The organism is Mucilaginibacter sp. KACC 22773 (genome assembly GCF_028736215.1).
GTDB lineage: Bacteria > Bacteroidota > Bacteroidia > Sphingobacteriales > Sphingobacteriaceae > Mucilaginibacter.
The window spans coordinates 1768734-1787528 of record NZ_CP117883.1 but is presented as its reverse complement, the minus strand read 5'-3'; the positions used below and the strand labels follow the sequence as shown (position 1 = coordinate 1787528).

The 18795-nt window shown below is 45.9% G+C and carries 15 protein-coding genes; 5 read left to right on the top strand and 10 right to left on the bottom strand.

Going from position 1 to position 18795, the window contains the following annotated elements; translation table 11 throughout:
* The first annotated feature begins 137 nt into the window (after positions 1-137).
* The 4 genes from PQ469_RS07860 (at position 138) to PQ469_RS07845 (ending at position 7935) form a co-directional block, all read left to right on the top strand.
* Positions 138-1316, top strand: coding sequence for a FecR family protein (locus PQ469_RS07860; protein ID WP_274212450.1), 1179 nt, complete (start codon positions 138-140; stop codon positions 1314-1316).
* A 237-nt stretch (positions 1317-1553) separates the two neighbouring features.
* Positions 1554-4892 (top strand): TonB-dependent receptor, encoded by a 3339-nt coding sequence (locus tag PQ469_RS07855; protein WP_274212449.1) that lies wholly within the window; start codon positions 1554-1556, stop codon positions 4890-4892.
* Between the two features lie 19 nt (positions 4893-4911).
* Positions 4912-6714 (top strand): RagB/SusD family nutrient uptake outer membrane protein, encoded by a 1803-nt coding sequence (locus tag PQ469_RS07850; RefSeq protein WP_274212448.1) that lies wholly within the window; start codon positions 4912-4914, stop codon positions 6712-6714.
* 99 nt (positions 6715-6813) lie between these two features.
* On the top strand, positions 6814-7935 hold the full coding sequence (locus PQ469_RS07845) for a glycoside hydrolase family 76 protein (protein ID WP_274212447.1): 1122 nt from the start codon (positions 6814-6816) through the stop codon (positions 7933-7935).
* A 537-nt stretch (positions 7936-8472) separates the two neighbouring features.
* Here PQ469_RS07845 and PQ469_RS07840 read toward each other — a convergent pair.
* Positions 8473-9867 carry a sensor histidine kinase gene (locus PQ469_RS07840; RefSeq protein ID WP_274212446.1) on the bottom strand — a complete coding sequence of 465 codons (1395 nt, stop codon included), beginning with the start codon at positions 9865-9867 and terminating at the stop codon, positions 8473-8475.
* A gap of 508 nt (positions 9868-10375) precedes the next feature.
* Between PQ469_RS07840 and PQ469_RS07835 the strand changes: the two genes are divergently transcribed.
* On the top strand, positions 10376-10813 hold the full coding sequence (locus PQ469_RS07835; RefSeq protein WP_274212445.1) for a helix-turn-helix domain-containing protein: 438 nt from the start codon (positions 10376-10378) through the stop codon (positions 10811-10813).
* 230 nt (positions 10814-11043) lie between these two features.
* Here the strand turns inward: PQ469_RS07835 and PQ469_RS07830 are convergent, their stop codons facing one another.
* The 9 genes from PQ469_RS07830 to PQ469_RS07790 all read right to left on the bottom strand — a co-directional run bounded on the left by PQ469_RS07830 (position 11044) and on the right by PQ469_RS07790 (position 18787).
* A complete protein-coding gene (locus PQ469_RS07830; RefSeq protein WP_274212444.1) occupies positions 11044-11418 on the bottom strand; it encodes a response regulator transcription factor in 375 nt (124 codons plus the stop codon).
* Entirely contained in the window at positions 11415-12569 is a 1155-nt protein-coding gene (locus PQ469_RS07825) for a PAS domain-containing sensor histidine kinase (RefSeq protein WP_274212443.1), read from the bottom strand. The genes PQ469_RS07830 and PQ469_RS07825 overlap by 4 nt, the downstream gene beginning before the upstream one ends.
* Before the next feature lie 665 nt (positions 12570-13234).
* On the bottom strand, positions 13235-13744 hold the full coding sequence (locus tag PQ469_RS07820) for a hypothetical protein (RefSeq protein WP_274212442.1): 510 nt from the start codon (positions 13742-13744) through the stop codon (positions 13235-13237).
* A gap of 18 nt (positions 13745-13762) precedes the next feature.
* The gene (locus PQ469_RS07815) at positions 13763-14431 is read right to left on the bottom strand and encodes a BON domain-containing protein (protein ID WP_274212441.1); all 669 of its coding nucleotides are present in this window, start codon (positions 14429-14431) and stop codon (positions 13763-13765) included.
* A 304-nt stretch (positions 14432-14735) separates the two neighbouring features.
* Complete coding sequence (locus PQ469_RS07810) at positions 14736-15215, bottom strand: phosphoribosyltransferase (protein WP_274213814.1); 480 nt, start codon at positions 15213-15215, stop codon at positions 14736-14738.
* A gap of 20 nt (positions 15216-15235) precedes the next feature.
* Positions 15236-16012 (bottom strand): dienelactone hydrolase family protein, encoded by a 777-nt coding sequence (locus PQ469_RS07805; RefSeq protein WP_274212440.1) that lies wholly within the window; start codon positions 16010-16012, stop codon positions 15236-15238.
* Between the two features lie 349 nt (positions 16013-16361).
* Positions 16362-17045 carry a DUF998 domain-containing protein gene (locus PQ469_RS07800; protein WP_274212439.1) on the bottom strand — a complete coding sequence of 228 codons (684 nt, stop codon included), beginning with the start codon at positions 17043-17045 and terminating at the stop codon, positions 16362-16364.
* Between the two features lie 78 nt (positions 17046-17123).
* Positions 17124-17588, bottom strand: a complete 465-nt coding sequence (locus PQ469_RS07795; protein WP_274212438.1) for an Hsp20/alpha crystallin family protein — start codon at positions 17586-17588, stop codon at positions 17124-17126.
* 98 nt (positions 17589-17686) lie between these two features.
* Positions 17687-18787 carry a baeRF3 domain-containing protein gene (locus tag PQ469_RS07790; protein WP_274212437.1) on the bottom strand — a complete coding sequence of 367 codons (1101 nt, stop codon included), beginning with the start codon at positions 18785-18787 and terminating at the stop codon, positions 17687-17689.
* Positions 18788-18795 lie beyond the last annotated feature (8 nt).

Here is an 18795-nt window from a genome sequence, read left to right as displayed (position 1 = left end):
CAATAATATACTTATATACTATATTATGTGACGCATGCACTTGGTAAAAGGTTGCGCCATGGTTCGGAAATTGGCAAAAAATATTTTCACTTATACCCCCCCCCGAACATTCAGTTTTAGGATATATACAAACGATTATGAATCCTAAAAAGAACTATCAGCGGCTGCTGGACAAATATTTATTGAATGAATGTACTCCTGCTGAAGCAGAAGAACTGTTCGATCATCTAAAAAAAGATGAGTCAGGACGCTTATTGCTTAAAAATTTGCAAACAGGTTTCAACGAAGAAATAAACAAAGGCCGGATTCTCGATCCCGAAATAAGCAATAACGTGTGGCGAAAGCTGGAGGCCAATATTAGCCGGGAGCAACAACCCAAATCGTATCCGTTTAAAAAATGGATCTCGGTTGCTGCAGCAGCAATTATATTACTCGCGGCAGGTTTGTTTTTATCCAAGCCAAAACAGCATAACTACCAATTGGCTTCGCGCAAGGAAAGGTTTAAAAATGATGTAGCACCGGGCAGCAACAAGGCCGTACTCACCCTGGCCAACGGCCAAACAATTATTCTGAACCAGGCCAAAAACGGTCTGATAACCAAACAAGGCCAAACCACCATCAATAAAATAAACAACGGTTTACTATCCTACGAGGCATCGGATGCAGGCAACGCCCCTGTTCAGTACAATACAGTATCCACTCCAAGGGGTGGCGAATACCAGGTTATCCTTCCCGACGGAACAGCGGTTTGGCTAAACGCCGCCTCGTCATTAAAATTCCCTACAGCATTTACAGGTACCGAACGCGATGTGGAGCTAACCGGCGAAGCCTACTTTGAAGTTGCCAAAAACAAAGTGATGCCATTTAAAGTGATGACCAGCAAGGTGCAGGTTGAAGTATTAGGCACCCATTTTAACGTGAATGCCTATGACGATGAAGATGCCCAGAAAACCACACTATTGGAAGGCTCGGTTAAGCTAACCAGTAACAGCGGGCAGGTAATGCTGGAACCCGGGCAGCAAGGAAGCTTTAATAAACAAGCTGGCAATTTTCGCGTAGCCAAAGCGGATGTTGATGAGGCCATAGCATGGAAAAACGGCAATTTCATGTTTGCCAGCGAGGATATCCAGAGTATTTTAAGAAAAGTATCCAGGTGGTACAATGTTGATATTGTTTACCAGGACAACGCTCCAAAAAAAGCAATATGGGGTACGGTATCAAAATTTGATAATGTATCTGAAGTGCTAAAAGTGATTGAATTAACAGGAGTTGCTCACTTTACAATTGAAGGAAGGAGGATCACGGTGATGAAATAGTTATACACGCCTGCCAGGGATTAAAACCCGCTATTTTATTACAGTGCAAAAAAATCCAGAAGTGGTTGCAACACTCCTGGACAATTAAATGCCTGTTGGCAATAGCCCGGGTTACCCTTATATAAATCTTGACAAACCATATTCAGTTATAAACCCAAACTATTCAAAATTATGAATTTTTTTCCTCATTATTTATGCCGTAAACCAAGCGGCATCTATACTAAGATATTGCTAATAATGAAGCTAACTTTAGTTATAATGATAGGATTTTTATTGCAGGTTAGCGCAAAAAGCTATGGCCAGCGAATAAGCCTGTCGCAAAAAAATGTTTCGCTCGAGGAAGTGTTTCGCGAAATACAAAAGCAAACCAAGTTTAACATTCTGTGCGATGCAGAAATCATTCAGCAGTCGCCTTCTGTCAGCGTAAACCTGCGCAACGCTTCCATTCAGGATGCACTTTCTGTTTGCCTTGCCGGTAAACGTTTAACCTATGTTATTGATGGCAATACCATTGTAGTTAAAAGAAAAACCCAGGAAGAAAGTGCAAAAGAAAGCCAGGCACTTTTGGTAACCGGGTTAGTTACCGATGATAAGGGCGTGGCATTGCCCGGTGTTACAGTTACCATAAAAGGCACCTATTCGGCAACATCAACAGATGTTAATGGTAAGTACACCATATCTGTCCCCTCTTCCGCTTCGATATTGATTTTCACCTTCGTGGGCTTCGAAAACACCGAAATCCCTGTTGGCGCCCAAACTACTATCAACGTTAAAATGAAAGAGGCCGGTAATATTCTGAATGAAGTTGCCGTAGTTGGCTATGGCGTGCAAAAAAAGGTAAGTCTTATCGGCGCTCAATCAACAGTAAATATCGAGGAATTAAAACTGCCAACATCAAACATCACTTCGGCCCTGGCAGGCAGAATTTCGGGTGTTGTTGGCGTACAACGCTCGGGCGAACCAGGCAAAGATGTGGCCGACATCTGGATTCGTGGTATAGCCACTTTTGGGGGCGGTTCATCAAATCCACTTGTATTGGTTGATGGTGTGGAACGCAGCATTGACAACATCGACCCGCAGGATATTTCGTCGTTCACGATATTAAAAGATGCATCAAGCACGGCAGTATACGGCGTGCGCGGCGCTAATGGCGTAGTACTGGTACAAACCAAGCGCGGCAAGGTTGGTAAGGCCCAGATTTATTTAGATTATAACGAAGGGGTAACCACATTTACACGCCGCCCCAAATTGGCCGATGGCGTAACCTACATGAACCTGGTAAATGAAGCATTAACCACCCGGGGCCAGGCACCTAAATATACCCAGGATTATATTGACAAAACTGCTAACAACACCGATCCGTTACTGTACCCAAATGTTGATTGGCTTGATGCAACTTTTAACAAGCTGGGCCACAACCGCCGCGCCAACTTTAATGCCAGCGGTGGTGTTGATAATGCACAATACTATGTTTCTGCTGGTTATTACAATGAAGGCGGTTTTCTTAAAACAGATCAGCTTGCACAATATAACTCGGACGTTACCTACACCCGTTATAACTTTACAACCAACCTGAACCTTAAATTAAGCACCACCACCAAACTCGATCTTGGTGTTCAGGGATACGCAGCCCAATCAAACGGCCCTGCGCTTTCAACGCAGGATATTTTTGTGAACGCGCTTTCGGTTCCGCCGGTCGAGTACCCTATCTCCTACCCGGGGGGCTTTATTCCGGGCAAATCTGCAAACGGAGGTTTCAGAAACCCATACGCTGATTTAACCCGCCGCGGATACAATACCGACTTTAATAGCACCATACAAACTAACCTGCGCATTACCCAGGATTTGAAATTTTTTACAAAAGGCCTGAGTGCTACCGCCATGTTTTCATTTGATAACTATAGCGATCATAGCATCAACCGGTCTAAACGGGAAGATACTTTTTTTCCAGATAGCAACAACCCCTACAATGCCGATGGCTCACTTAACCTGGTGCGCACCTATACAGGCAGCGGTAATTATTTAAGTTACACCCGCAATAACGGGGGCCGAAGGCAATCATATACCGAGGCCGCCATTAATTACGACCGCAGCTTTGGCAAACACCATATTACCGGCCTTGCATTAGGAAACGCGCAAGACGGTATAGATGCATTTGCAGGTGATTTTACATCATCAATACCGCACCGTTACCTGAGTTTAGCCGGCCGTGGAACTTACTCTTTTGACGAGCGCTACTTTTTTGAAGCCAATTTTGGCTATAATGGCTCCGAAAACTTCGACCCCAAAAGGCGCTACGGATTTTTTCCGTCGTTTGGCGCAGGTTGGGTTGTATCTAACGAAAAGTTTTTCGCCCCTGTTAAGGATGCACTTACATTCCTGAAGTTTCGTTATTCTGACGGCTTTGTGGGCAGCGACGATTTAGGTGCCGGCCGCAGGTTTGGCTACCTGACCATAGTATCCGAATTAACCGATGTTAACAACGGTGGATACACTTTTGGCAAAGGTTTTGAAAACTCAAACGGCATTAATGTAACCGATTATGGTGTAAGCGTAAGCTGGGCAAAATCGCACAAGCAGGATCTGGGCATGGAAGTAAGAACATTGCATGATAACCTGTCATTAATTGTCGATCTTTTTAAAGAACACCGCACCGGCATATTTCTGCAAAGGCAATCGGTACCAGGCTTTGTGGGCCTGGTTAGCCAGCCCGAGGGAAATCTTGGTGTGGTAAATAATAAGGGTATTGATGCTACGCTCGACTACAATGCCCATTTTGGTAAAGTGAATGTAGGCCTGCGTGGTACATTTACCTATAACAAGGCTGTAGTTGTTGAAGATGACAGACCAACGCAAACATATCCATGGCTCGATCATCGTGGCCAGCCTATCCTGGCACGATACGGCTACCAGGCAGTTGGTTTATTTAAAGATCAGGCCGAAATTGATGCCAACGCCGTACCGGGCGATAAATCAAAAGTATTGCCAGGCGATATTAAATACAAGGATTTAAATGGCGATGGCTTGATAAATGCCTATGACCAAACAAAAATTGGTAACGGCGATGTACCATCAACTGTTTATGGTTTTGGCGTAAATGTGGCGTATAAAGGCTTTTACGTAGGTGCGTTTTTCCAGGGTATTGCTAATGCCGATATCATGCTGGGCGGTGCCGGAATTATCCCTTTTAATGGCGATGGCGGCGAAACCAACGTTTATAGCAACGCTGTTGACCGCTGGACACCACAAAACCCAAGTCAGAATGTATTTTATCCCCGTTTGGCTTATGGCGACAGCGAAAACTTCAACAACTCACAAGCCAGTTCGTGGTGGGTTAAGGATGTAAGCTTTATCCGGTTAAAAACCGCCGAACTGGGTTATAACCTGCCTGCGGGCTTATTTAATAAATTTCATGTAAAAGGCGCCAGATTATACCTTATAGGTTACAACCTGCTCACCTTCAGCAAATTTAAATTATGGGACCCGGAGCTTAACACCGATCAGAATGGACGTGCCGACGGCGCCAAGTATCCAAGTGTTAAAACCATTTCATTAGGCCTTAACCTGAAATTTTAACCAATAGCAATTCATCATTATGAAAAAGATATTTTTATTTGCAGCAATATTGGTATTAACGGCTACTACTTCATGTAAAAAGTATTTAGACCAGGTACCAAACGACAGGTTATCATTAGATGAGACCTTTAACAGCCGCGCCAGTGCCGAAAAATTCCTGGCCAATGTATATAGCAACATTCCCGACGAATTTGGACAGCGCTTTCCCGGCGGATCGCGCAACGCCGGTTTATGGACAGGCGCATCTGATGAAGCCGACTACGACTGGGGCTTTGTTTCATCAAACGATGTAAACATTGGTAACTGGGACGCAAACAGCGGCTTTGTATCATCATACTGGACAAACTTTTACAAGGGCATCCGTTCGGCTACGTTTTTTATAGCCAATGTTGATAAAGTACAGGATATGGCGCCAGCCCTTAAAACCCAATACAAAGCAGAAGCACAGGCCCTGCGCGGAATGTTTTACTACTACCTGATGCGCCTTTACGGGCCGGTAGTATTACTGGGAGACGAGGTGATACCGCCAGATGCGGCTTTTACCGATGTGCAATTGCCCCGCAGTTCATTTGATGAGTGTACAAACTATGTATCAACCGAGTTAAAGGCCGCCGCCGATCAGTTGCCCGCTGTGCCGTCAAATGACAGCAATTACGGCCGTATCACAAAAGGGATTGCACTGGCTTTCAGGGCGCAAACTTTGTTGATGGATGCAAGCCCGCTGTACAATGGCAACACCGATGAATCAGCTATGAAAAACGCCGATGGCAAGCAACTCATCAGCCAATCTTATGATGCAGCCAAGTGGAAAACAGCTTCAGATGCTTACAAAGATTTCATTACTCAATTGGTGCCTACCGTGTATGACCTGTTCCGCAAAAACGATGCAAATGGCAATTATGACCCTTACCTGTCATGCCGCGACATCTGGTTAACCGACTGGAACAAAGAGGTTATCCTGGCCAGGGCCAATAACTCGTTAAGCTCCCGCCAGTACGAAATGACACCTTATCACAACGGCTACGCATCAGAAGTTCGCGGTTCAGGTGGTTTGGGCGCTACCCAAAATATTGTTGATGCATTTTTTATGGCCAATGGCAAAAGCATCACCGATGCCGGCTCGGGCTATGTAAGTATCGGCAATTCAACCACCGATACCAAATACACCAAAGCGGGTATTTACAATCAATGGGTAAACCGCGAGCCACGTTTTTATGTGGATATTACCTATAACGGCAGCACCTGGCTGGATACCAACACAGGGCTTATAACCACCCAGTTATACAATCATGGCAACTCGGGCAAAGCAACCGGCGGTAACGATTACTCGCCAACCGGCTATATCGTGCGTAAAATGCAGGGCTTGGGCAACTGGAATGTGGGTGGCCGCACACTCATGCTGCTACGCTTAGCCAATATTTATATGGATTATGTAGAGGCCTTAAACGAGGCAGCGCCCGGCGATCCTGATATTCTTAAATACCTGAACCTCATCCGCGACAGGGCCGGCGTACCGGTTTACGGATCGGCTGATTTGCCTATACCAGCCGATCAATCGGCTATGCGTACCGCCATCCGCAAAGAGCGCCGCGTTGAGCTTGCCTTTGAAAACGTGCGTTTTTTTGACGTACGCCGCTGGAAAATTGCCGAGCAAACCGATAACGGGCCGATTTACGGCCTCAATATCAATGCCGACCTGCCCGACTTTTTGAAGGTGGTTGCGTTTGAAACCCGTGTTTTTAGCAAACGGCATTACTTTTTCCCTATTCCGCAGCAGGATGTGGATACAGATAAAAAATTAGTACAAAACCCGGGCTGGTAATACAGGCGGGAAAACTACGGCAGCAGCGGAAAACCCGTTGCTGCTTTTAAACAAGTCCCCATCCTGCCTTTGGGCAATGTTCCATTTAAAAACGTCATTATGAAAAAGTTAACCTGTTTTTTAGCATTAAGTATCTTCACCTGCTTCGTTAGCTGCAGCAAGGAAAAAGATTCCACACCCGCCAAAACAGCCGTAGTAAGACCAGTTGACCAGGACTTTACGGCAGGCGATGCCGACCTGGCTTATAACGCCTTTAACGGCGCGTTTTATGATCCGGCTAACAAGCTGTATTACAGCACCACCAAAAAGGATGGCGTAGCCGCTATATGGACACAGGCCATTTATTGGGATATGGCCATGAATGTTTACCAGCGTACCAAAGCATCAAGCCAGCTAACCATGATTGGCGATATTTACCAGGGCAACTATAACCATTATGATGGTTACAACTGGAGCAACCAGGCGGTATGGTTTATTTACGACGATATGATGTGGTGGGTAATGGCTCTGGCACGTGCCAACCAGATTACCGGCAACGCCACCTACCTGCAAAAAGCCAAAGAAGGGTTTGATCATGTTTGGGCGGGTTCATACGACCCTGTGGATGGCGGCATGTTTTGGGATTTTCAGCATAGCGGCAAAAACTCCTGTATCAACTTCCCCACTGTAATTGCGGCCATGCGCCTGTATACCATTACCGGCGACGCGAGTTACCTTGACAAAGCAAAATCCATATACGCCTGGAGCAAAACCAACCTGGTTGATGCATCGGGTAAAGTAAACGATAACAAGATTGGTAACAACCCCGCCGGCGGCCAGGATTATACCTATAACTCCGGGACAGCCATAGGCGCTGCGCTGGCATTATACAAGCAAAGCAATGATGCCACCTACCTGAGCGACGCCAAACTGTATACCGACTATGTAAAAAACAACCTGTGTACCAACGGTATACTACCCGCCGAAGGCGACTTTAACGAGCAGGGCGTGCTCAAAGCCATATTTGCTCAGTACGTAATGCAGCTGATAACCGAGGCAGGCCAAAGCCAGTATTTAAGCTGGATCCAAAACAACGTAAATACCGGCTGGAAAAACCGCGACGCTACCCGCAACCTCACCTACCGTAATTACGCAGTAGCCTGCCCTACCGGCGACATACAATCATACGAAGCCAGCAGCATAGTAACCTTTATGCAACTTTGCCCGCCCACAACAAAATAACACCCTACCTGTACCTATGATAGGTCTGCCGTTGAAAAACGGCGGGCTTTTTTGTAGCATATCGCCGCCAAAACGTTACGGTCGGAGCTCTGTTGGCATTCAAAGGGAGGATGTTGTATGATTAATCAAAAAACGGCCTGAGAATCGCCTATACAAAAACTGCCTCCATCAGGCACCAGAATAAATCACACAAAAAAGAGGCTGATCATAATTTAGGATACATAAGATAAGGTGCCAATTAATTAAATAGCCGGCATTCTGATGTTTTCACAAACGTCTATAATATACACCTTTTAGTGGTTTTGAATTGAAGAAGGTAGCTTTCTGTTAGTCGAATTATATCTGCTTTATAGTCTATTCCATGGGCACCTTACATGCTTAAATTAATTATTAATCCTTGGGCTACCGATTAATGATAAATTTAACAAAGTAGCAAGATTCTCTTTGTCCTGGGCTTGTTGATTTGGTGAGTCTATAACAATCACCTCTGGATGCTTGTTAATAAATAAGCTGATAGCATTCGCTGTGCTATGAATGTTACTGTTCATTAACAGGGAACGACATTTCAAAACAAGTTTCATGATAAGGTTCGCTGGTAAAACTGATGGCCCCCTTCATCAGCTGTACATAGCGCATAACGATGTTTAAACCCAGCCCCGTTCCGGGTATACACCCCGACTCATCTACCCGGAAAAAAAGAGTGAACAGTTTATCCTGATATTTTTGCGGCACACCTACCCCATTGTCCTTTATACTTATTCTGATTCTTTCGTTAGTCACTTCTGAGATCAGACTGATCCTGGCGTCGTGCCCGGCATACTTTAAAGCATTGGTCAATAAGTTTATGATTGCGTTCCGTATCAGGTTCTCGTCGAGCAGGGCTTCGTGGCCTTCACCCATATGCTCATAGTTCAGTTCGCGTTCGGGATTACCTTCTTTCAACTGATCTATGATTTCCTGGCATAGATCAGGCAGATCAAAAGCTTTAAAATGCGGAATAACCTTACCGTTGTCTAATTTTTCAAGCGATAAAAAGTCTTCCAGGATGGTCTTTAGATTGTTAACTATTCCTTTTATTTTCAGGGCATGCTTGATAATGCCGGGATTGCTTTCTTTTTCCGCGTACTTCTCGATCAACGAGGATGAAAGCAATATGGCACTTAAAGGCGTGCGGAATTCGTGGGATGCCAGGGTAACAAAACTGCTCTTTAGCATACTGAGCTCATGTTCCCGCTGATAAGCATCGTAGCGGTTACGCAATTCCTTTACAATCATGTAAATGAGAAAAGCGACGATAGTAAGTACCAGCGTAGTACCAACTACGCCGATTATTTTTTGCAGTGTCAGTGAGGCGGCGTAACCTTGCTCCCGCTTTCGCAGCAAAGCATTTTCCGTTTCTCTGATGCCATCAATACTTTGCTTAACCTTAGGATTTATCGCGTCCAGCGGGCTGCCGGACATCATATTCGCCTTTATGAGCGGCGCTATTGCCTGAAGTTTTAAGCCGGCCTTGAGCTGGCTTGTGAGTTTGACAGTTTGCCGCTTTACCTGGTTGTTTTTCGCGAGCTGTGTCAGTGTTATTAACTGCCTGAATAATTGACTGGTATCCCGGTTATATTGTTGACTTAACGCTCCACCGACATCAGGTATTGTACCCTTCCGAAGGAAAGCAATTATATTGATCAATAGCTCGATAGAGTCGACCTTTCTGATTACCATATATGAATGTCCAACCAATTTTTGTGTGCGCTGTTCGTTATTTAGGGTGATATAGGAGGCAATACCCAGAAAAAGGACGAGCATGACCGACGTTGCACAGCCGGCGTAAAACAGCCAATTGAATTTGCCCGGTAAAATCCTGAACCCATTTTTTAGGAGTTTCGGAACCGCTTTATTCATTGCTGTTTTAGCGTTTTGTACTCGTGTTTTCATTTTCGTCATTAAACATCAAGGGTAAGCTTCTTTGACGGTAAAAAAAATGACCATGCGCATGCTTCGCCGCGATCCTTATCATCGGTCGGCGCTCACCGATCTGTCAACCTGTTTGTTCTGCTGGTGATGGCGTGACGCAGGGGACGGTAAGGATATAGCAAAAAATCTTGATTTTGAGTATTTCCGATTATCAGGGCGCATCTGTTACGGTTTTTCAGATCTTTATTACATTTTAAAGTGGATCTTCACCAGTGCAGGCCAGCATAAAGACTTTTTCATTTCTGTCGGGGTGGTGTTCATCAACGACATGGTGTAGCTGGTAAAATTTTGCCGAAAAATGAACTCACCCAAAGGAGCATTACATCCAGACATCCAAATCCTGCCCCGGCGTTTGGCGAACCTATCTTTTCAGCGATGGCAATGACACATCAACCGGATTTTAGTGATCATAAACATTTTTAGGAATTATTTGTTAGTTAGTTTTAGTCTACTGTTAATTGTTAGCGCAATGAAGGATTTTTCCGAACAAAGACTTGATCAATCCCGTCTAATTAAGGATAGCCCATACATAGACGGGACGTTAAACCGACATCGTGGCAAGGTTGTCGAATGTGTCGTTCGTCGTCACCCGATGGGACTGAGTGAGATCGCACGCAGAGTGGGCATCAGCAGGCGGACGCTATATAACTGGTTTGAAAATGAGATGCTGGCCTGCGACCTGATCGGGCAGCTTGGAGATGTTATTGAACATGATTTTACGGCAGAATTTCCCGGAGAAGGTGACAAAATAAAAATGGCCCGGAATGAACAGCTAACCGGAGTCCCCCGCAATGGTTCGGTAGAGAGTCCGGTTCATTACTGGATGAATAAATATATCGAGCTGCTGGAGAGATATAACCAAATCTTGCAGGCCCAAAAAGGAAATGGCGCTCAAAATCTATCTTAAGCACCTGATAAACAGGCCAGATTTCTGCTGCGACCGTTAAATTTATACCATAGAGATAGCCGCAAAATTAGTTTAAAGCATTTTCATACTTGACAAATTAGCTGACAAGTTCTTGCTGGCCATCAACTTTAGCAGCGGCAACAGGCAGTCGATAGCCGGCAATTATAACAACAACCTATTTGCGATTATTTTTTATTGACTAACGTTTTGATACCGGTATTTCAGGTTTGTTAAACGGTCGGCTTATCAAAACACAGTTTAATCGCTTCGAAAAGTTCTTCGGGCTCAAAAGGCTTGCGGATGTATCCGCTGGCACCCATTTGCAGCCCTGCCGCCACGTCTTTTTTTTCAGCACTGGCTGTTAAAAAAATGAAGGGGATATGCCCGGTAGAAGGATTGGACTGCAGTTCGCCAAAGACCTCATAGCCATCTGCGCCGGGCATCATGATATCGCAAAGTATCAGGTCAGGCAGGTGCTCAGCCGCCAGTAACAGACCGGTTTTGCCATTTAACGCCAGGATGACCTTATAGCCTTCCAGTTCGAGCAGTTCACAGGTATTTTCGCGGATATCATCGTTATCCTCGATCAACAGAATCGTTTTCATAACCCTTGATTTAATGGAAATTCAATAATAAAAGTGGTTCCCTGGCCCGCTAAACTTACAAAATTGATACTGCCGTCTAATAATTCGACGTAGCGTTTAACAATATTTAAGCCGAGCCCGGTACCCTGAATATTAGTTGCATTTTTTGCCCTGTAAAATTTTGTGAATAAATTCTTTTGTTCGTCTGCTGGAATACCGATACCTTCATCGCGTACTTTGATGATTGCCAGCTGCGTCTCAGCATCGATATCCAGGTGCACGACCTGCTGTTGACCGGAATATTTGATGGCATTGGTTAATAAATTAAGAAAGATATTTCTCAAAATCTTTTTATCCTGAAAAATACCGCGCCGACCTTTATAGCCAAAATCAATATACTGCCCTGGTTTCAGCATACCGTTAACCTCTTCGATCATGTCTTCGGCAAATGCATATAGGTCGAAATCTTCCTTCAGCAATTCTACTTTGCCCTGCTCCACCTTGTCCAGCGAGAGGAAATCATCGAGGATGATGGTCAGGTTTTTCACGGATGCCCTGATCCGCTGAATATGCCTGTGTCTTTTATCTTCCTGATCAGCCTTGCCATAGGATTCGGCCAGCGATAAGCTGGACAGTATCGCGCTCAGCGGGGTCCGGAATTCATGAGAAGCCATGGCCACAAATCGGGATTTCATTTCGTTCAATTCTTTTTCCCTGACCAGCGATTGCGTAAGTTCCAGGGTTCGTTCACGGACTTTCGCCTCCAGTTCTTCACTTGATCGTTTCCGCTCCGTAATATCGGTAATAAAGGCCACCGCCAGTTGCTCATCTCCTAACTGGTAATGCCCAAGACTGATCTCAACCGGGAATTCTTCCCCGTCTTTTCTTCGGGCCGACAGGCTGAGCCCGTAACCCATCGGCCGGGCTTTTGGGCGGCTAAAATAGCCTTCCCGGTGCTGAACATGGTTTTTGCGGAAGCTGGCCGGCATCAACATTTCGACAAACTGCCCGTTTAGCTCCTCCTTTTCGTAACCAAATAGCTTTTCTGCACAGGGGTTACACAAAGCTATTCTTCCATCCCCGCTGATGACCAGGATACCAATAGTAGCATATTGAAATAAAGCCTTGAATCCGGCTTCACTTTCAAGCGACAGCGTTTCTTGCCCATTCATTATGCTGGGGTTTATATAAGTTATTGATTTTCAATTGGCGCTTCGTAAAGTTAAGTATTATATTCCTATTAAGAGTAATTATAAAAGAAGGGGGCGGAATAGAAAATTAGCTCAGTAAAGCAGCTGTCATTTATACCGGAATTGCCTCTAAAGGTTGACCATTTAAGATGTGCCTGCGGTGTCCTGCTCGTATATCAATTGTCGCAGGGCTGTAGACGCCGCAACTTTGGATGCTTACTTCAGGCGTAAAGTATCCCGGCCGACTTGCTGGCTGGAAGGGCTATTTGAAAGTTCGAATGGGGGATGCTTTCGGAAGTTCTTGTGAGAACTCCAATAATAAAATACCCGGATTGCTATTCCAGAGCTATAAAAATATCGTCATAACCTGATGCCGTTTAAGGCTGATGTAGCGGTGCTAATGGCGCGATCAGCAGTTCAGTCGTACTGGTTTTGAACAGAAGTTGTGGCCTACCCCTCCAAAAAAGCGGGGCGATCAGCCGGAACCGGGTCAACCGGGCAAGGTAACAGCCGAACACCAAACTTTGCTGGCCGGTTTTTTCGGGGGCCGGGCGCGACCATAAGCTTATTCATAACTATAAAAGAAAGCCTCCGCAAATGGTGTTCACGAAAGCTTCCCTGTTGTTGTGAATTGATTTAGTGGAATATTAAATAAACTTTCCTTCTCCATTTAGTTTTACCTTCATCCGCTTATCGCCGTTCTGCAGCAGCAGCTTAAAGGTCTTATCCGCCTTTTCTTTATGATCATAATAATGCACCTGGTAAATGTCCTGCGCGATCGTCCAATTCGGAAAGCGCTGCATGACTGCATCTCTGATAACCGCCGGCAGTTTGGTATTCTTGAATTTCTCAGCCGTGCGCAGCAGTTTGCCATCTTTATCATAGGCGGCCAGTATCTCGCCGTCGGGAATGTAGAAAGATATGTAATACCCGTCATAGTCGTCATCGTAATATTCAGACTTTTTCACATCGTAAACCGCTGCTTTGCGTTCCAGCATCCTCACGGGCTGAGCCATCTCGCGGTTATCCGCTGCATTAAGATATTTATAAGTCGAGACAATGATCCGCACCTCTGGTAAATTGATCTGTGCGGCTGATCTTGTTGCCAAGCCGGCGATAAGCATCGCCGGCATGAGTACAAATTTTAACTTTTTCATGGTTTTGTTTCAAAGAAATTAATACACCAGTTCCGGTTCTTCGATGGTCAGCTTGTTCTCCACATGATAAACACCCGGCGCCGCCCAGGCTACATCTTCGGCATCTTCGCTTTCGGCGAACGAGCGTACTTTGCCGGTCAGGATCACCTTGTTGCCGCTCGTGCTGACATTTACCTTCAGGGCATCAACCGTTGCATTTCTTTTAAATGCTGCCATGATCTTTTGTTCGAGTTCGAAGGGGTTCAGCCTGGGTTTGATCGTGATTAGGTTGATTACCGAACGAACACCCGAAAGATTTTGAATAGCCGTCCTGGCATTCACCCGCTGGTATTCCCATTCCAGTTCACCTTCCAGGGTAACCACACCGTCCTCCACTTTTATCTTGATCTTTTCTTCCGGAACGGCAGAGTGCCATTTCAGGGCATTGAAAACCGCATCGGCAACTTCCGCGTCGGTTTTCCGGTAGCTTGGAGATACGCCGATCTGAATGTCTTCCGCAATGGCTCTCACGCCTGCCACTTTTTTGGCCGCTTTCTCGGCACTTAATTTCTTGGAATAGGAATCTACTATTCCTGATAGCGTAACGATGCCGTTTTTAACGGCAACACCAATTTCAGATGAATTCAGAAATGGCCCCCATTTCAATTCATCCATTACATCTTTTTGGATTTCAATGTCTGTTTTCATAATAGTAATTTTTAATGGTCAATAATTGTTTATGAACACAAAGGACCGGAAACCGGGGAAGAAACCAAATGACACTCATCATCTATTAGTCTGATATGCATTACATTACGAAGAAAAGATATGGGTACGACTATTAAATTACGTTTGCAGAAGCGGTAAAATTACAGAGGTTGGCATAACACTGATAACGCAGCGCGGCAGCCATAAGGACAGCAATTTGAACCAAGGGTCCCCAGCGTATGCGGTAAATTGAGGCTTATTGGCAGTACGGACAATTATTCACGTTTATCACCATACATATAAGTCATCCCGCTTTACGTAACCGGTTAAACTTATCCAGGTAAAACGTTACCTCTTCGTCGCTCACCTCGCTGAAATTTTCATAAAAAGCACCCACGCCATAAAACACTTCGGGGATCTGCAAAGCAACGATCTCATCTGCCTCATTAGCCAATTTTTGAATGGACTCTTTGGATGCTACGGGAACGCCGACCACGATTTTACCCGGCTGGCCCTTTCGAAGCAGTTTGACTGTGGCTTTGATGGTATTGCCGGTAGCCATGCCGTCGTCGATGACGAACACGGTTTTGCCTGAGATATCTTCCGGTGTCTTGCCATCCATAAATTTTTGATACATCTCCTGTAGCCGGGCACGGATGGCCACCAACTCGCGCTGAATATATACGTCCGGGACATCGCGATGCGGTACCACAAAATGATCTGAAAGACTGGCAGCGCCGATGGCGTACTCTTTATTGCCGGGGTGTCCGATTTTTTTGGTCAGGACGATATCCAGTGGAAAGCCTAACTGCCGGGCAACCGTATAAGCAATGGGAACGCCCCCCGGGGCACCGCTAAAACGATCCCGCTGTCGTTTTGATATTTTTTTAATTGAGCGGCCAGTTCCCCAACCTTTTCCAGTTTGCCGGGTTCTTCAAATAAATGGGTCGCATCTTCCACAACCTCCAAATGTTTTTCACACTGCAATTCCTGGTAAGCTTCCCGATTAAATTCAAGCACCTGCGGATCTAAACTACCTACGATCAAAAGCGTGGGCGCTTCCACCACAGGCAGGTCTTCCATTGCCAGGTCGGGCCGGCCACCGCGGCATACAACGGCAAATATCCTGTCATGTAATTGGCTGGCCGCCCTGAGCGCGCAGGCTGCGCCTGTACTTGCACCAAAATAACCGATACTGGCATCTTTTGCCGCAGGCAGCTTTGCGAGCCAAATAGTGGCCGACACCAGCCGTTCTTTAAGCAAATCAATGGCAAAACGGTTATAATAGTTTTGATCTTCCTCTGGGGTCAATTGGTCAAATAAAAGCGTACCAAAGCCATGTGCCCGCAGATAGGTAGCCACGTACTGGTTGCGTTTGCTAAACCGGCTGCTGCCGCCGCCATGCGAAAAAACAATGATGGCTTTTGCAGCTTTCATTATAAATAATTCGCCTTTTAGCCTTACGTTACCCGCGGGTATACTGACTTCGCCCTGATATTTTATTTCCATCACCTTAACAGTAAGATCAACAAAAGCTTCGCCGTCAATATTTGACGGTAGTTGTAACAAACTTAATCGCATTTGCTTTCAGCAGGCATGATTTCGATCACCTAAATAACTGATTGTCATCAGGTAACGCCAGATAAAAACATCTTTACTTTATCAGGTGAATACAAAAAGGAAACGTTAACCTGCTTATTAAATTTAAAGATGACATACCTGAAAGAACGACATAAGCTGCCCGATTGGATCGGAAGAGAGTGCAGCGTTACGCTGATATTCTGGCTGGTTGTATTTCTGGCGGCGGCCATTATGGAAATCATAGGCTGACGGGCTCCCGGACAAAAAAAGCATAGCAGATGAAACATTAAAAAGGGCTCAATTTAATTGCCGTGGAAGGCAACTGGACTTCCAGCTATGATAAGTGAAATTAAATAGTGTAATTATTAAGCCGGGTGCTTCTGCCATTATAGGTGTAAATGGCAGTTATGTTGTTTGGCTTACGCAAGAGTACGACGGCGAGCACCACTACCCAAATCAGGAAAACGCCGATATTTATCCGCTCCCATATCCCGATGAACGGCGTAGGCTGGTTCCTGCCTACAAGCGGGGCCTCCAGGAATGTCAATATCCCGAAAACGAGCAGCACCACAAAAGTGATGATGGAATAGATCCGGAATGCCCGGCCAAAAGCCGCCGCCGCAAAACCCAGCGCCAGCAGAAACAGGACTTCGGTTACAACACCCAGGGCAATATGTAGCGTGTCAGAATAGGTGGCACCGCCGGCGGCCAGTGTCTCCCTAAGGTGCATTGGTGCAAAAGGCCAGAGCAGGCCGAGCCCGCCATAGGCGATCAGCAGTCTGCCGGCTGTACGCAGCGGACGGTTACCTTCTGCGGCTCTCCAAACCCCATAAGCAAATGCCATAACGAGTATAGTATAAGGCGCGCAAAGCCATTCCCACAACGTCCTGGTCGGTGCGCCGATGGCAGAGAGTTCACTCACCGTCTGCGAAGCCGAATGGTAGGCCGACCATTGCGAGGGCACAATAACATTCAGCGCTGCATACAACAGCGAAGAAAGGATGCCGCATATCAGTAAAACTTTTCGGGACATATCAGGGCGGATTTACCTGGATAAATGATAGACCCCGCCACCTTTTGGGGCGGGGCATAGGCCATTGGTTAAAGCGGCTTAATTTACAGCAATATGCTTCGCTGAAGGGCTTTTGACGGCGTGGTTATGCGGCACCGTAATTTTCAATATTCCGTTCTCGTATTTGGCCGCAACCTTTTCCTTATCAGTTCCTTCTGGAAGCGTAAAGCTGCGGCTGAAAGAAGAATAGTTATACTCCTTACGGGTATACTTTTCGTCTTTTTCTTCCTTGCTTTCTTCCTTTTCGCTGCTGATGGTCAACACGTCGCCGTCCACATCGATCTTAAAGTCATCTTTTTTTAATCCGGGGGCCGACATCGATAAAATGTATTGGTTCTTGTGGTCAGTAATATTTACCGCCGGGACATTCAGCTCCCTTCTCAAAAAGTGGCCGTCGAATAATTCATTCCAGGGCCTGAAAAAATCTTCAAATAATGCCGGCATCCTGTCGGTAAACAGTGAAGGAGCTTTTTCTGCTAATTTTGTTACTGCGTGTGTTTTCATAATGGTGAATATTTAATGGTTAATATTTGTTCAAATGTAAACCCTGGTAATGGGCCGATAAAAGGATGGCGGTCACCTTCATACATGACCTACATCAGCTATTCGTAATATTTGATCAGGGCAACCTGACCAAACCGCCCGAGAGCACCATCTTCGGTAAATACCACATCCCCGCCGCTTCCCAATACCTTTTCCAGTACATCATCCACAGCATCGCGGATATACGAAAAATGATTATAGGGTTCGGTAAGCGCTTCGATAGTGCCGGGCTCCACACCATGCTGGGCGGGGAACCGGTAGCTCTTTTCCACGATCAGCAGCTTGCCTTTGCCTTCACTGGCCGCCTGCCATACCTCCCGGATACCAACCGCAAGCCGAAACTGGTCAGCGGCTTCCTCAACTTGCTCGATCCATTGCTGCTGACGGGTGATTTTCCAGGCGTCCAAATGAGGTTCGATCAGCTCAGTCAACGCTGCCATGGAAGTATTGTCATAATTGCCACTTACGTAGCCAATTACCGAAGCAGTATACTTACTCTGCTTTCTAAACTCGCCCAATATTCCCCCGGTACCCAGTACAAGCACCGGCAGCTGATGTTCGCCGACCAGATCTCCCAGTTCATGGTCGATATGCGCCAGGAATTTCCTGGCCGTAACCCGTTTATGCTCAGTCATATCGGAGAAATTACTTATCCTTTCCGGCATGTCCCGCTCTTCCGTTTCAATTGATCCGGCCATGCGTGCTGGTAACGGGGTTAACCCGACAGCGTCTCCCAGGAAAAACCTGCTTTCCTGTCCGGTTAACAGCAACAGCAGAAATTTAATGTCCTGTTTTGCATTGTAAAGCAGGTCCCTGATCTCAAAAGATTCATCTACGATGATCTGCTGGGTAACCGGGCAATCCAGGTAAAGTACTCTCTCAAATACCGGCGATATGTAAATGGCCATACCTTTCTTTTTGGCCGGAATGTCCAGGTCAGCGGTCAGCGATTGAAGTTTTCGCATAATCAGCTGGCATTGCTCTTCGGGATAATACCGGCGCATCTCGCGTTCTGCATTATCCGCGGCAATTTTGACTATGTGGGCAGTTTCTGTTTTCAAACTGATATGAGGTTCAAGCGGCAGTATCAGCGATAAAGCCGGGCGGTAGTGTATCGCATCAATGACCTCATGTATTTCTGGGCTAAGGGTCGTATCCATAGTATTAA